The organism is Shewanella sp. P1-14-1 (assembly GCF_001401775.1).
GTDB classification, from domain to species: domain Bacteria; phylum Pseudomonadota; class Gammaproteobacteria; order Enterobacterales; family Shewanellaceae; genus Shewanella; species Shewanella japonica.
On sequence record NZ_LKTL01000026.1, the window covers coordinates 1 to 14,275 of the forward strand.

The 14,275-nt window shown below is 40.0% G+C and carries 11 protein-coding genes; 6 read left to right on the forward strand and 5 right to left on the reverse strand.

What is annotated here, in order from left to right; translation table 11 throughout:
• Positions 1 to 158: 158 nt before the first annotated feature.
• Positions 159 to 629: a thioredoxin-dependent thiol peroxidase gene (gene bcp, locus AN944_RS17165; protein WP_055025875.1), complete on the reverse strand. Its 471-nt coding sequence runs from the start codon at positions 627 to 629 to the stop codon at positions 159 to 161.
• A 22-nt stretch (positions 630 to 651) separates the two neighbouring features.
• A complete protein-coding gene (locus AN944_RS17170) occupies positions 652 to 1,179 on the reverse strand; it encodes a glycine cleavage system protein R (RefSeq protein WP_055025876.1) in 528 nt (175 codons plus the stop codon).
• A 355-nt stretch (positions 1,180 to 1,534) separates the two neighbouring features.
• Here AN944_RS17170 and dapA point away from each other — a divergent pair, with 355 nt between their 5' ends.
• The 5 genes from dapA (at position 1,535) to AN944_RS17195 (ending at position 8,485) form a co-directional block, all read left to right on the forward strand.
• On the forward strand, positions 1,535 to 2,422 hold the full coding sequence (dapA, locus tag AN944_RS17175) for a 4-hydroxy-tetrahydrodipicolinate synthase (RefSeq protein WP_055025877.1): 888 nt from the start codon (positions 1,535 to 1,537) through the stop codon (positions 2,420 to 2,422).
• Positions 2,423 to 3,523, forward strand: coding sequence for an outer membrane protein assembly factor BamC (bamC, locus tag AN944_RS17180; RefSeq protein ID WP_055025878.1), 1,101 nt, complete (start codon positions 2,423 to 2,425; stop codon positions 3,521 to 3,523). It abuts the gene before it with no gap.
• Between the two features lie 322 nt (positions 3,524 to 3,845).
• A complete protein-coding gene (locus tag AN944_RS17185) occupies positions 3,846 to 4,928 on the forward strand; it encodes an efflux RND transporter periplasmic adaptor subunit (protein ID WP_055025879.1) in 1,083 nt (360 codons plus the stop codon).
• The gene (locus AN944_RS17190; protein WP_055025880.1) at positions 4,925 to 8,017 is read left to right on the forward strand and encodes an efflux RND transporter permease subunit; all 3,093 of its coding nucleotides are present in this window, start codon (positions 4,925 to 4,927) and stop codon (positions 8,015 to 8,017) included. Before AN944_RS17185 ends, AN944_RS17190 begins: the two co-directional genes overlap by 4 nt.
• A 132-nt stretch (positions 8,018 to 8,149) precedes the next feature.
• Positions 8,150 to 8,485: a hypothetical protein gene (locus AN944_RS17195; protein ID WP_055025881.1), complete on the forward strand. Its 336-nt coding sequence runs from the start codon at positions 8,150 to 8,152 to the stop codon at positions 8,483 to 8,485.
• Positions 8,486 to 8,541: 56 nt separating this feature from the next.
• On the opposite strand, the gene AN944_RS17200 is transcribed toward AN944_RS17195, so the two are convergent.
• Both AN944_RS17200 and fadE read right to left on the reverse strand, forming a co-directional pair.
• Positions 8,542 to 9,522: a DUF1254 domain-containing protein gene (locus AN944_RS17200; protein ID WP_055025882.1), complete on the reverse strand. Its 981-nt coding sequence runs from the start codon at positions 9,520 to 9,522 to the stop codon at positions 8,542 to 8,544.
• A gap of 304 nt (positions 9,523 to 9,826) precedes the next feature.
• Positions 9,827 to 12,274, reverse strand: coding sequence for an acyl-CoA dehydrogenase FadE (gene fadE, locus AN944_RS17205; RefSeq protein WP_055025883.1), 2,448 nt, complete (start codon positions 12,272 to 12,274; stop codon positions 9,827 to 9,829).
• Positions 12,275 to 12,515: 241 nt separating this feature from the next.
• On the opposite strand from fadE, the gene AN944_RS17210 reads away from it, so the two are divergent.
• Positions 12,516 to 13,292, forward strand: coding sequence for a class II glutamine amidotransferase (locus AN944_RS17210; protein WP_055025884.1), 777 nt, complete (start codon positions 12,516 to 12,518; stop codon positions 13,290 to 13,292).
• Positions 13,293 to 13,485: 193 nt separating this feature from the next.
• Here AN944_RS17210 and AN944_RS17215 read toward each other — a convergent pair whose 3' ends face one another.
• Entirely contained in the window at positions 13,486 to 14,268 is a 783-nt protein-coding gene (locus AN944_RS17215; protein WP_235530989.1) for a DUF3108 domain-containing protein, read from the reverse strand.
• Between the last annotated feature and the right edge of the window lie 7 nt (positions 14,269 to 14,275).

The following is a 14,275-nucleotide window of genomic DNA, read 5'->3' on the forward strand; positions in this document are numbered from 1 at the left end:
TAATCACGCTGTGTTCGTTTAACGCTGATTGCGCTTGAAGGTTTCATAGATAAGTCTCCAAAGTGTCAACTTATCTCAGGACGGGACATTATTACCAACAAAAAAAGCTTCGTCGAAACGAAGCTTTTTTATTGAGGTTTTCACTCGATATCTTAGTGTTATTGCTCAGCTAATACCGAAAGAACCACTTCATGGTGATTTTTAGTTTTGAACTTGTCGAATACATGGGCTACTTTGCCATCTTGGCCAATCAAAAAGCTTAAACGATGGATACCGTCGTAAATTTTACCCATAAATTTCTTTTCACCCCATACGCCAAACGCATCGGCAACAGCGTGGTCTTCATCGCTAAGTAGTGAGAAGTTTAATTCTTGCTTGTCATTAAATTTAAGCAACTTGGCCACGGGATCTGGACTTAAACCGAAAACCGTAACATTGTGATTAGCTAACTCAGCTTTACTGTCACGTAAGCCTTGTGCCTGTACTGTGCAACCAGGTGTTGATGCTTTTGGGTAAAAATAAACTAATACTGGCCCATTTTTTAATGCATCACTTAACGATACGGTTTCATCAAACTGATTTTGTAAGCTAAATTGCGGTGCTGAATCACCAACGGTTAGGGTATTCATTAATAGTCCTTATTTTGATTACTTATTTTTCACTTGCTTGCATGTGATTGATTGAACAATCTAACGAAAGTTCTGCTGCCAGTTCATGGATACTGTTTTCAAGCTTAACCAGATCAACTTTTTCAGGCACATTGATGGTGAATAAAATTGTCTGAGTGAGATTATCGTCATCAGCGTGAGAACGAACTGCGGCTAAATCCAGTGAGCGGTCGGCAAGAAACTCGGTAATACGCTTCATGGTACCGCGCTGATCTTGTCCATTTACACTAACTTCAATTCGTGAAATGAAATTCTTAGGGGTGTGCTTAGAGGTACGCTTCATTACCATCAATAATTCAAGCTCAACACTTAAACCAGGTAATAGGGTTTCTATCTTAGTGATGGCAGCCCACGAGCCAGAAATCATCATGATTAAGGTGAATTCGTTTCCGAATAAAGCCATGCGGCTATCAACGATGTCACATTCACATTCACTGGCTAAACGGGATAGACGACTGACTAAACCTGGGCGATCAGCACCCATAGCAGTAACGACCAGATAGTTGGTCATGGATTTTCCTCACTTTTTCGATATCATAGAGCGTAAACTAGCGAGCTAACGCAAAGTTTTTTTGCGGGTTGTAATGCTACCATAACTAAAAGAAAACCACATAAGTATGTGTGTATTTGCCTTTAATCTGTTTGAATTATGACTAGTTTAGTGAATATATTTTAATAACTGTTGATTTATAAGGAAATAAAGTTTATTTCTTCTGTAAACTAAGTTGATATTTACGCAAATTATTAGCCTATCTTTGGCGAATAGTGAAACGTTTTAGATAAATGCATTTAAGAGCCCCGTTAATGCTTGTCATTAGTAGTAGGCATAAGTAACATAGCGAATCCTGAAACCTTGGGGAATTTAGATGATAAACGGAAGCATCGTTGCCTTAATCACACCAATGAATAGTGATGGCACAGTAGATTACGCGAGTCTTGAAAGGCTGGTAGAGTTTCATATTGACCAAGGCACAGATGCGATTGTCGCCGTTGGGACAACAGGTGAGTCTGCGACTTTACCGATGAAAGAACATGCACAAGTTGTAGCGCAAACGGTTAAGTTTGCTGCAGGACGCATTCCTGTTATTGGCGGAAATGGCGCCAATGCCACTGCCGAAGCTATTGAGCTGACTCAATCTATGGCTGATTCAGGCATCGTAGGCATGTTAGGCGTGACCCCATATTATAATAAGCCAACGCCAAAAGGGCTTATTGCACATTATAAAGCCGTTGCAGCTTGCACAGATATTCCTCAGATTTTATATAATGTACCCGGCAGAACTTCTGTTGATATGTTACCTGAAACCGTCGCTGAATTAGTCTCAGTACCTAATATTATCGGTGTTAAAGAAGCCACTGGCGATTTAACCCGTGTCGCTAAATTGCGTGAATTATGTGGTAATGATTTTAAGCTTTACAGTGGCGATGATGCTACGGCTAGAGATTTCTTATTACTTGGTGGTGATGGGGTCATTTCCGTTGCCAACAATATCGTTCCAAAATCCTTTAAGGCTATGTGCGAAGCAGCTCTGGCTGGCGATTTAGCGTTATCAGAAAGTATAAACCAGCCAATGAAAGGTTTATATGAACACTTGTTCTGTGAAGCAAACCCAATTCCTGTGAAATGGGCCGCTCATCAAATGGGTTTAATTAGCCATGGACATATTCGTTTACCTTTAACTGAACTTTCTAAGCAGTTTCATGGTCTGTTGTTAGAAGCGATGAAGCAAGCCCAGATAGAGGTAAACCAATAAATGTTGAAGCAAGTCACCCCAATTCTCGTTATAGCAGCACTATCTGCATGTAGCACTCCGACAGATCGACGTATTGCAAATGGCAATGATGACTTTGTTAATGCCAAAGCTGCGCCGTTATTAATCATACCTGAAGGGCTTAAAACACCAACTTATGGTAAAGAGTATGATATTCCTGAGCCAGGTAGTGAAGTTAATAAAGAACTGGTTGGTAAGCGTTTAGATATTCGTCCTCCATTACTTGTATTGCCGATGTCTGAAGGCACACGTGTTGAAGAGGGCAGCGATAATATTAAAGTTATCGTTGAATCTATCGCAACAACTAAAGACTTAAAACAAGAAGTGTTTGAAAACTTAAAAGGCTTCTTAAATAAGTACGAAGTGCCAATTGAAAAAGAAGATTACGAAGAAGGCGTTATAGAAACAGGCTGGATTGAAAACCGTGAGGTGATTGATTCAAGTTGGTTTGGTGAAGATAAAGTTTACTTATTACGCCAACGCTACCGTTACGATGTAGATGTTAGTCCTCATGGCCGTTCAGGTAGTATGAGCATTGATCTTATCGAACATGAAGAATCTTACGACGGTGAAGACCAAGAAGTATTCTTAAGTGGTGAAGATAAACGTCGCTACACAATAGATATGCTGAATAACTCTATTGCTTACATGAGTATTACTCGTGATAAGCAAATTAAAGCTGACCGTATCGAGCAGAGTCTAGGTATTACTTTAGATTTAGTGGCAGAAACTGAAGATAAAGGTGCTTATTGGATTGCTGAAGCGGATTACAGTAAAACTTGGGACCGTCTACGTATAGTTTTACCAGAGCTTGGTTTTGATATAGTCGATATGAATAATGCTGAAGGCTTATTTTATATCGTGCTTGAAGAAAGCGGAGGATTCTGGAGCTCATTATGGGGTGATGAAAAGTTACCTTTAGAGCGCGGTAATTACCGTGTTGAGCTAGAGCCTACAGAAGATAAACAGCAAACGAAGATTTTTGCTAAAAATGCAGTAGGTGATCCATTATCAAATGAAGTCATCACTGAAGTATACCGAGTACTTAGCGATGCCATGGAAGCTGACCGTAAGGTGAGATAATCACCCATTATTGTTTGTTTTGCTTCACTGACATACATACTTACAAAGAGACACATTTATGTGTCTCTTTTTTTTTATGCTAGAAATGCCAATTGAGTTGGCGAAAACGCTAGGTTTACATGACAGGTTAGGATAATTCACCAAAAGTGAACTTAGATTCAGGTTATTTCGTACTGAAGTTGAATGTTAATTAAATGTGTAATTTGTAAGTAAAGGTAAAACGCCTTGATACCGAGTTACCGCTAGGTAAACTAACGTTTGCCACAAAACTGATACTCGCTAACATCAAACCTCTTTCGATAGAGGGATGAACGGAATAACGATGAAAAAAACAATTATATTACTCGTAGCATTAGCTCTGGCTTGGTTTGGTTATCAATCAACCTTGGCTCCTGAAAAATCTAATCAACGTGTCAAACCTATCCCTAATGTCGTTGTGGCTAAAGTTGCCATGCTTCCTGTCCGTGACGAAGTTGAAGCGATTGGAACAAACAAAGCGTTTGAGTCGATAACCATTACCCCGAAAGTCACTGAGCAGGTCGCGAGCATTAATTTTAATGATGGTGATATTGTTTCTAAAGGTGATTTGTTAGTACAACTAAGAAATCGTGAGCAAGTTGCAAAAGTAAGAGCTGCTGAAGTCAAAGTTACTGATAACCTACGTGAACTTGACCGTATTAGAAGCCTAGTAACCAGTAAAACGGTTGCTGAGCTTGAAAGAGACAGACTTCAAACATTAATTGACACCACCAGAGCGGAACTTGAACAGGCTAAAGCGGCACTAGAAGACAGAGCCATTCATGCCCCATTTTCTGGGCGCCTTGGTTTAAAGCAAGTGAGCGTAGGTAGTTTAGTTTCTCCCGGCACACAAATAACCACGTTAGATGATGTCAGTAAAATTAAACTCGACTTTTCTGTACCAGAGCGATTTATTCAAGAGTTACAGTTAGGCAAGAGTGTTGAAGCAAAAGCGATTGCGTTTCCTGATCGTATTTTTAAGGGCAAAGTCACATCGATTGATAGCCGAGTTAATCCATCAACCCGCGCTGTTATTGTTCGTGCGATTATAGATAACGCAGATTCTGCTTTGTTACCGGGTATGTTGATGAAGGTGAAACTAATCAAGCAAAACCGTGAAACCTTGCTATTACCTGAGTCAGCCATTATTCCCATTCAATCAAAGCACTATGTATACATAGTGAATGATGAAAATATTGTTGAACGTAAACAAGTTTCTTTAGGTATTAGAAATCGTGGCTGGGTAGAAATCATTGATGGACTTGTGATTGATGAGCCTGTGATTATTCGCGGCCTATTAAAGGTGAGACCTGGCGATGAGGTAAAAACAGAAGCAGCTGAAGCATTTAACTTTGCTAAGGTCGCCGGAGCGGAGAACGCCGCATGATATTAACTGATATTTCAGTAAAAAGACCGGTATTAGCCTCTGTAATTAGTATTTTGATTATCATTTTGGGTTTAGTGTCTTTTGAAAAGCTACCCTTACGAGAATATCCCAATATTGACCCGCCAGTTGTGTCTATTGATACCCGTTATCGTGGTGCGAGTGCCACGGTAGTTGAGAGTCGTATTACCCAACTTATTGAAGATAGGATTAGTGGGGTTGAAGGGATTAAGCATGTTAGCTCAACAAGCCGTGACGGTCGCTCTTCTGTGACGTTAGAGTTTGATGTTGGTCGAGATATTGAAGCTGCAGCTAACGATGTACGTGATCGAATCTCTGGGTTGTTAGACAATTTACCTGAAGAAGCCGATCCGCCAGAGGTTGAGAAAGCTAACGGTGGTGATGAAGTGATCATGTGGCTAAACCTTGTCTCTGATCAAATGACAACTTTGCAGCTCACCGATTACGCACGTCGTTATTTAGTTGATCGCTTTTCAGTCGTAGACGGTGTCGCCAATATTCGTTTAGGTGGCGGTAAAGTGTACGCCATGCGAATTTGGATTGATCGCCAAGCATTGGCATCTCGAAACTTGACGGTAGCGGATGTTGAATCCGCGCTTCGCTCAGAAAACGTTGAATTGCCTGCTGGTTCTATTGAATCAAAAGAGCGTCACTTTACAGTGCGAGTTGATAGAAGTTTTAGAACCGAACAGGACTTTGCCAATTTAGTGATTACCCAAGGTGACGATGGTTACTTAGTTAAGTTGGGTGATGTTGCCAAGGTTGCGATCGGCTCTGAAGAAGAGCGTATTATGTTCCGTGGTAACACTGAATCAATGATTGGACTCGGTGTATCTAAGCAGTCAACATCTAACACGTTAGAAGTGGCGCGTGCGGCTAATGCACTAGTGGATGTGATTAATCCAACTCTACCTGCTGGAATGGAAATTAAACGCTCATACGATAGCTCAGTGTTTATCGAAGCTTCAATTAAAGAGGTTTATCAGACACTCTTTATTGCTATGATCTTAGTCATTATCGTGATCTATCTGTTCTTGGGTAGCGTGCGGGCGATGTTAATTCCAGCGCTAACCGTGCCTGTATCGCTAATGGGAACATTTATTGTTCTTTATAGCCTTGGCTACACAATTAATCTGTTAACGCTGTTAGCGATGATCCTTGCGATTGGTATGGTGGTTGATGATGCCATCGTGATGCTTGAAAACATTCACCGCCGTATTGAACTTGGCGACTCACCGTTGAAGGCGGCTTACCTTGGTGGTCGAGAAGTTGCGTTTGCTGTTGTCGCTACAACACTTGTTTTGATTGCGGTATTTATGCCAATAAGCTTTTTGGACGGTGATTTAGGCAAACTATTTAAAGAGTTTGCTGTGACGATGAGCGCAGCGGTCATATTCTCGAGTTTAGTGGCATTAACCTTAAGCCCAATGATGTGCTCTAAATTATTAAAGCCTGCTGGTGAGAGTTCATGGTTAGTCAAAAAAGTTGATGCCTTAATGGATTATCTGTCATCAATTTATCAGTCAAACCTTAACTCCGCGATTAAGCAGCCGTATTTAATTGGTCTGATTGTGGTCGTTGCCTTTGCTGTCAGTGGTTATTTGCTTAATAAAATTCCACAAGAATTTGCACCAAGTGAAGATAGGGGCTCAATGTTCCTAGTCGTTAACGGCCCTCAAGGTGCAAGCTTTGAGTATATTGAAAAATACATGGATGAAATTGAAGGTAGGTTAATGCCTTTAGTTGAGTCTGGTGATATTAAGCGTCTGTTAATTCGTGCACCAAGGGGCTTTGGAACCGCGGCTGACTTTTCTAACGGCATGGCGATTATTGTTTTAGAAGATTGGTCTGTTAGACGACCTGCGAATGAAATTATTGTCGATATCCGTAGTCGAATTTCTGATTTAGCTGGGGTGAGAGCATTCCCGATCATGAGACAAGCGTTTGGGCGTGGTGTCGGTAAACCTGTGCAATTTGTATTAGGTGGCCCGAGCTACGAAGAGCTTGCACTTTGGCGAGATATGTTATTAGAAAAAGCCTCTGAAAATCAGATGCTCGTTGGACTTGACCATGATTATAAAGAAACCAAACCGCAGTTAAGAGTGGCGATAGATAAAGATCGTGCTGCAGATTTAGGCGTGTCTATTTCACATATTGGTCGTACTTTAGAGTCAATGCTAGGATCACGTTTGGTGACAACCTTTATGCGTGACGGTGAAGAGTATGATGTCATTATTGAAGGTAATCGCGACAATCAAAATACAGCCTCTGATCTTGAGAATATCTATGTTCGCTCGGATAGAACCAGTGAGTTAGTGCCGTTATCTAACCTAGTTAAGGTCGAAGAATATGCTGATGCGAGTTCGTTAAATCGATATAACCGAATGCGAGCAATCACCATTGAAGCGAATTTAGCGGATGGTTACAGCTTAGGCGAAGCGCTAGATTACTTAAACGATATTGCCCATACTTATTTGCCAGCTGAAGCTGTCATCAGCTACAAAGGACAATCGTTAGATTATCAAAGTTCTGGTAATTCTATGTACTTTGTATTTGTTTTAGCACTCGGTATTGTGTTCCTTGTATTAGCGGCGCAATTTGAAAGCTATGTGCATCCAATGGTGATTATGTTAACTGTGCCATTAGCTACCTTAGGGGCGTTAATCGGTTTATGGTTTACAGGTCAAAGCATCAATATCTACAGTCAGATTGGTATTATTATGCTGGTGGGACTGGCTGCTAAAAATGGTATTTTGATTGTTGAGTTTGCTAACCAATTGCGAGATAAAGGGATTGCTTTTGATGAAGCGATAGTTCAAGCCTCGGCCCAGCGTCTAAGACCTATTTTAATGACGGGTATTACCACTGCTGCAGGCGCAATCCCTTTGGTGTTATCAAGTGGTGCAGGAGCTGAAACTCGTTTTGTGATTGGTGTTGTTGTGCTTTCAGGCATTTTATTAGCAACTTTTTTCACCTTATTGGTGATACCTGTTGCTTATAGTATTTTTGCTCGAAACAGTAGCTCACCTGAAGCTATCGCTAAACTGTTAGATGAAGAATTAAAAAATTAATTAGCCATTTAGCTGTCGGTTTATTCGGTAAAAGCCAGTTATTTAAAACTGGCTTTTTTTTGCTAATTCATAAAGCTAAAAGGAAAGTTACTCGATGATTGTCGGAAAGGTTGGCAACGGAGAAGTGATGATATGAAAAAAACAGATAAGAAAATAGAAAAACAAATTATTCAAACACTGACAGAAGTTTGCGATAGGTTACTTGAGCAATATCCAGGTTTTGCATGGCTAACTCATACGGTTAATTTCAATGCATTTCCGACCTCATTAAAAGTCGTCTGTATTTTTGAAAATGATGCTCAACTGACGGATTTAGTGTTAAACAAGGAAGATGTTTATATCCAGAATTTGATTATCCATCAATTACAGCAGCAGGGCATTAAGCTGCAAACCAAACAAATTGTGTTTGATAGCGAAACACGTTGTGAGGCGCAGCATAATGGCAATTGGGCAAAGCGATTGAAGTAATTTACTTTGCTTAAATTCAGTTCGCAATAATTAACCTTTTGATTAGGTAATTAACATTAATCTGCCTTTCTAATAAACTGAGTCATGTTGTAGCCATACTCACCATTGCTCACCATGTCACTTGGGCCATAATGGCGCATCAAGACATTGAATTTACCAGTGGTATTTCCTTCTAATACTGGAATATTATTTGGCTGGCCTTTACAACCAAAACGCAAGGTGTAAGTTCCATCTTTATTTTGCTTTGGGTTCATTTCACTTGATATATTGGCTACGTCATTAAACATATATCCGTCACCGTTATAAACAGTCGCTGACCAAAAGTATTTTGCTTCTGGATTGACGAATGTAGTTTCATAACATCCATTAGCGTCAAAATAGGGGCTGGTTTGATAAATGTTATCCATGACCATTGCGCCGCCCCAGCCACCTGCAACTCCAACATAGTTCATATATGGAGTTTGACCGCTTTCAACATTACTAAAAGCACCAGCTTGGTAATAACCATCACTGAAATCAGCATTACCTTCTTCTTCAGTTTTTTGGAAAGATGGTTTATCCCAGTTTTTTGTTTTGAATGGCTTTGGTTTCGGCGCCTCTACCACAATATTGTCACGTAATTCACTATCAAGAGTACGGACTATGACGAATGCATGATCTGTCTTAGCGGTGATTAAGTGTCTGCCAGGCCCATATATCATTCGTTGTGTTTCATGGTTTTCATCGACGATTTGTATGGTGACATATTTATCCGTTTTCGGGATGGTGATATAAACCCTCCTGCTAGATAAATCGAAAACAGAAGTTGAATAAGCTGTATCTCTGTTCATTCTCACAACGAATTGCTGTGTCGGATCACTACTTGGAACTGGCATCTTTAAGAACGTGTTTAAGCCACCCGCTTTTTCAATTATCGCAGCAAATCTAAGGTTGGTGTAAGCCTGAGGGAAGTTATCTTGATTGACGATGATAGGTTCAGCGCTCACGCTGGTTGAGGTTAATATCGCAATAGCAGCAAGTTTGGATACAATTTTCATAGTTCTTCCTTGAGATTAAGTGATCTGTTTATAATCTAAGCTAACTCATTGGCGCAGTTATAACAAATGACAATTAAGCTAGTGCTAATTGGCTGACAACAAGGGAAATTTGTCTATTTGTAATAGAGTTAATTTAACAGGTGCTGTCAAAGCACAGCTTAATAGAATGGTTTCGATTGAATACACTGTATTCGGGTGCAAAATGAATGACTCTATGTACGTTAGCGGGGCATTTTTAGGTATAAAAAAGGGAAAGCAGATGCTTTCCCTTTGGCTTTAATAGACTAAAACAAATTAACTAGCATTACGCTGCTTGTATTTGATTAGCTACGGCAGCAGTTTTTGCTTCAAGTTCTTCTGGGTCGAAATCATCCACATTGATGGTTTTCAAACGCCCAACTTCAGCTCTTTCGAGTAAGGCTACTTCAGCATCGCTTAACACGCCTAGTGCTTTACCTTCTGCGGCAACCTTGTCTAACCACATAAATGGTAGACGTTTGCCAGCTGCTTTACATACCTTGTCATACACTGGCTCAGAAGCCAGAATATCAAGTAAGGTTTGTTCTTGAATGCCCACAACGTTGTGCTCTGAAGGAGTCCAGAATTGGCCTTGACCTAAACGGTCACGACTCGCACATGGCGTTTGCATGATCTTAGAAACTTTATGATCAAGCACATCGCTAGGACGTTTTAATGGGCGACCGAATGGGAAGATAACAGCACGAAGTGCAATGCCAAGACCCATAGGGAAATTATCTAATAAATCATCAAGTGAGCTTTGTAGTTTATACAGTGAATCTTCTACAGCCCATTGAACTAAAGGTAAGTCTTCAGTTAAACGTCCTTCGTCTTCATAACGTTTCAAAGTTGCAGATGCGAGATATAGTTCACTTAACAAATCACCTAATCGAGCAGAAATACGTTCTTTACGTTTCAGGTTACCGCCTAAGGTTGCCATCGCTAAATCAGATAGCAAAGCTAGGTTGGCACTAAAGCGGTTCATATGTTGATAATAACGTTTTGTTTTATCGCTATAAGGTGATTTAGATAGTCGACTTGACGTTAACCCCATCCAAAAACTTCTAACAAAGTTAGACATAGCAAACCCAATATGACCGAAAATGGCATTATCAAAGTTACTTAATCCTTGTCCTGAAGTGGTATCAAAAGCAGATTCCATTTCAGCTAATACATATGGATGACAACGGATTGCACCTTGACCATAAATGATCATTGAGCGGGTTAAAATGTTTGCACCTTCAACGGTAATGGCAATTGGTGCAGCTTGGTAACCACGGCCTAAATAATTATTGGGGCCGAGACAAACACCTTTACCACCATGAATATCCATAGCGTCAATAACGCACTTTTGCATTCTGTCGGTTAAATGGTATTTAACAATGGCTGAAATAACCGAAGGTTTCTCACCTAAACCAATACCAACAGTCGTTAACGAACTCACAGCATCCATCAGATAAGCGTTACCACCAATGCGTGCCATTGGCTCTTCAATACCTTCAAGCTTACCAATCGGTAATTTAAACTGACGACGAATACGTGCATATGCACCAGTTGCTAACGCTGCAGTTTTAACACCACCGGCAGAATTAGATGGTAGGGTAATACCACGACCTACAGATAAACACTCAACTAGCATGCGCCAGCCTTGGCCGGCCATTTCTGGACCACCAATAATAAAACTAAGTGGTACAAATACTTCATTACCGCGTGTTGGTCCATTTTGGAACATACAGTTTAGTGGGAAGTGACGACGACCCGTTTCAACGCCTGGAATATCTGTCGGAATTAACGCACAGGTAATACCTAGATCTTCAGTATCACCTAATAGTCCATCTGGATCTCGAAGTTTAAATGCTAAACCCAGAACAGTGGCAACAGGGGCTAGGGTAATGTAGCGTTTGTTCCATGTAAGCTTCATGCCTAACACTTCTTCGCCTTCAAACTCACCTTTACATACAATACCAAAATCAGGAATTGCACCCGCATCACTACCAGCTTCAGGGCTTGTTAATGCAAAACAAGGTACTTCAAGTCCTTTAGCGAGACGAGGTAAATAATGATCTTGTTGTTCTGGGGTGCCATAGTGCTGTAATAGCTCACCAGGTCCTAATGAATTTGGCACGCCGACAGTTGACGCAAGTTCACTGCTCAGACCGGCTAATTTTTGTAATACACGTGATTGTGCGTACGCAGAAAACTCAAGACCACCGTATTTTTTCTTAATGATCATGGCAAAGAAGCCTTCATCTTTAAGGTATTGCCATACATCTTGTGGTAAATCAGCAAGTTCGTGTGAAACTTGATGTTGATTAACCATTTTACAAACGGTTTCAACTGGCCCATTGAGGAAGGCTTGCTCTTCTGCGGTTAATCGTCCTTTAGGGTAGTTATGAAGCTTGTTCCAGTTTGGGTTACCTGCAAACAGATCTGCTTCCCACCAAGTTGTTCCCGCTTCGATGGCTTCTTTTTCAGTAGAAGACATTTCAGGCATGATGCCTTGATAAACTTTAAGTAGTGGACGAGAGATAAAGTTTTGACGAAAAGACTTTATATTCAGTGGTAATGCGAGGGCTAAAAATACTATCCATGTTACACCACCAACAATATCTAATACGCTGCCAATGAACATGACAGCTGCTGCAGCGATTGTTGCCGTTAATAACGACACCCGCATATAAGTTGCGGCGCCAAGAACTGCGATCATGGCGATGATCCAGGTAAGGGTAGTCAAAGTCTTTCTCCTTAAAGCCCTCAAAAAATTGAGCACTTACAAATTAATGATCCTATTCACAGAACTGAACGTGGTCAGACCTGTATCACATAAAATTAAACCTTACTGACCACGATTACAAGTTTTTTCAAACAATTGTTTAAAATATTTTAAGCAATAAATATCCACAAAAAGTTTTTCACTAGGTACAATAGTCATTAGGTAATTTTTTGACTTTTAAAACATTTTTAAGGCGTGTTTCATGTGTGAATTACTAGCGATGAGCGCTAATGTTCCAACTGATATTGTGTTTAGTTTCACAGGTTTAGCTGAAAGAGGTGGGGTGACTGGCCCACATGTTGATGGCTGGGGAATTACTTTTTATGAAGGTAAGGGCAGTCGAACTTTTAAAGATGCTTGCCCAAGTAGCGAGTCGCATATTGCGAAGTTAATTAAATCATACCCTATTAAAAGTGAAATAGTTGTAAGCCATATTCGTCAAGCAAATCGTGGATGTGTTTCTTTAGAAAATACCCATCCTTTTACACGTGAATTATGGGGAAAGTATTGGACTTATGCTCATAATGGTCAGCTTTCAGACTATCAAGATAAGTTTGTTGTTGAACGTTTTCAACCTGTTGGGGATACCGACAGTGAATTAGCTTTTTGTTGGATTATGGAACAGGTGTTAGCTGAATTTGGCCATAAGCAACCAGAAGACATGAAAAAGGTCTTTAGTTTCATTTCTGGACTTGCGGATGAGATCCGTGCTTTAGGTGTATTTAACATGATTTTAAGTGATGGGGTTGATTTGATGACCTATTGCAGCAACAACTTATGTTATATCACTCGTCGAGCACCGTTTGGTAAAGCTACTTTGATTGATACAGACGTCGTAATCGATTTTGATAAAGAAACCACACCGAATGATGTTGTTACTGTTATTGCGACAAGACCACTGACCAATAACGAGCAATGGCATATATTATCGCCAGGCGAATGGAAGTTGTTTAGACAAGGTGAACTACAAGTCTGTTAACAATACTTATGGTTTTATACTGAACCCAAAATAGTCTTCTACATAGGGCGAATTATTTAACTGAGATTATTTAACTGAGATTGTTTAACAAGGATTGTTTCTAAGAGGCTGTTTTAATAAATAGCTTTTAAGAGATAGTTGCTTCAGTGAATATTACTGACGAAAAGCAATTATCTCTTAAGTCAGCATATCCTTATTCCTTAGAATGTACTGTTGGGGCTTCCATTTTTTGTGATTCAAAAAAATGGTAATTGTCTAATTGGATATCCAGTTGTTTACTGCCTTTAGAAAAATGGCTCAATCGAACAGGTAAATAATTTAAATCAGGTGCCATCCAAAAAAACGTTTGTCGCTTTTTACTGTTACGAACCACTTCAATTTTGACCGTTTGATAAGTACCACTATCAATAATGACTTGCTCTTTACCCACAATTTTAAATTCGTAGTCATCAAACTCTTTTTCTTTGACCATATCGTAATGTAATGTTTTAGGGTTTGAGTACATATCCATTCTAAATTGCAGTTGTGCGGTTAATGGATCAAGCACATTTTCTGCGTATTCAAGTTTTTCTCTCTCTTCTTTATATATTGTATAAATGACACCTTGTGACGCTGCAAATGCAGTTTGCTCACTGTAGTCGCTGCCAGTACCCGAGCGTTCACTCATATAGCGAATGGGTTTTATTTTTCCCTCTACTAACTGAAATTCACTTTTAATATTGCGTACATCGGAGAGCATTAATAAACTGACATCACTATCAAAACGATATTCATAATAGCCGTCACTACTTGCTGGTAATTGATAGCGTGCTTTACCTAACTCAATACTGCCATAATAGACTTTGTATTCCGCATTGTGTGGAGTCAATGGCTTCAAAAAGTCTTGATGTAAACTTGTTTCAGCAGGCTCTGCAGCGATGACGGGGCTTGAAAAAGTCATCATACCTGTGAGTATTACAGAACATATCTTAATCAAAATTAGA

Bases quoted from the DNA above. Each gene is read 5' to 3' on its own strand.
- AN944_RS17185 (WP_055025879.1), top strand. From the start codon at position 3,846: ATGAAAAAAACAATTATATTACTCGTAGCATTAGCTCTGGCTTGGTTT.
- bcp (WP_055025875.1), bottom strand. From the start codon at position 629: ATGAATACCCTAACCGTTGGTGATTCAGCACCGCAATTTAGCTTACAA.
- AN944_RS17210 (WP_055025884.1), top strand. From the start codon at position 12,516: ATGTGTGAATTACTAGCGATGAGCGCTAATGTTCCAACTGATATTGTG.
- AN944_RS17170 (WP_055025876.1), bottom strand. From the start codon at position 1,179: ATGACCAACTATCTGGTCGTTACTGCTATGGGTGCTGATCGCCCAGGT.
- AN944_RS17190 (WP_055025880.1), top strand. From the start codon at position 4,925: ATGATATTAACTGATATTTCAGTAAAAAGACCGGTATTAGCCTCTGTA.
- bamC (WP_055025878.1), top strand. From the start codon at position 2,423: ATGTTGAAGCAAGTCACCCCAATTCTCGTTATAGCAGCACTATCTGCA.
- dapA (WP_055025877.1), top strand. From the start codon at position 1,535: ATGATAAACGGAAGCATCGTTGCCTTAATCACACCAATGAATAGTGAT.
- AN944_RS17200 (WP_055025882.1), bottom strand. From the start codon at position 9,522: ATGAAAATTGTATCCAAACTTGCTGCTATTGCGATATTAACCTCAACC.
- AN944_RS17195 (WP_055025881.1), top strand. From the start codon at position 8,150: ATGAAAAAAACAGATAAGAAAATAGAAAAACAAATTATTCAAACACTG.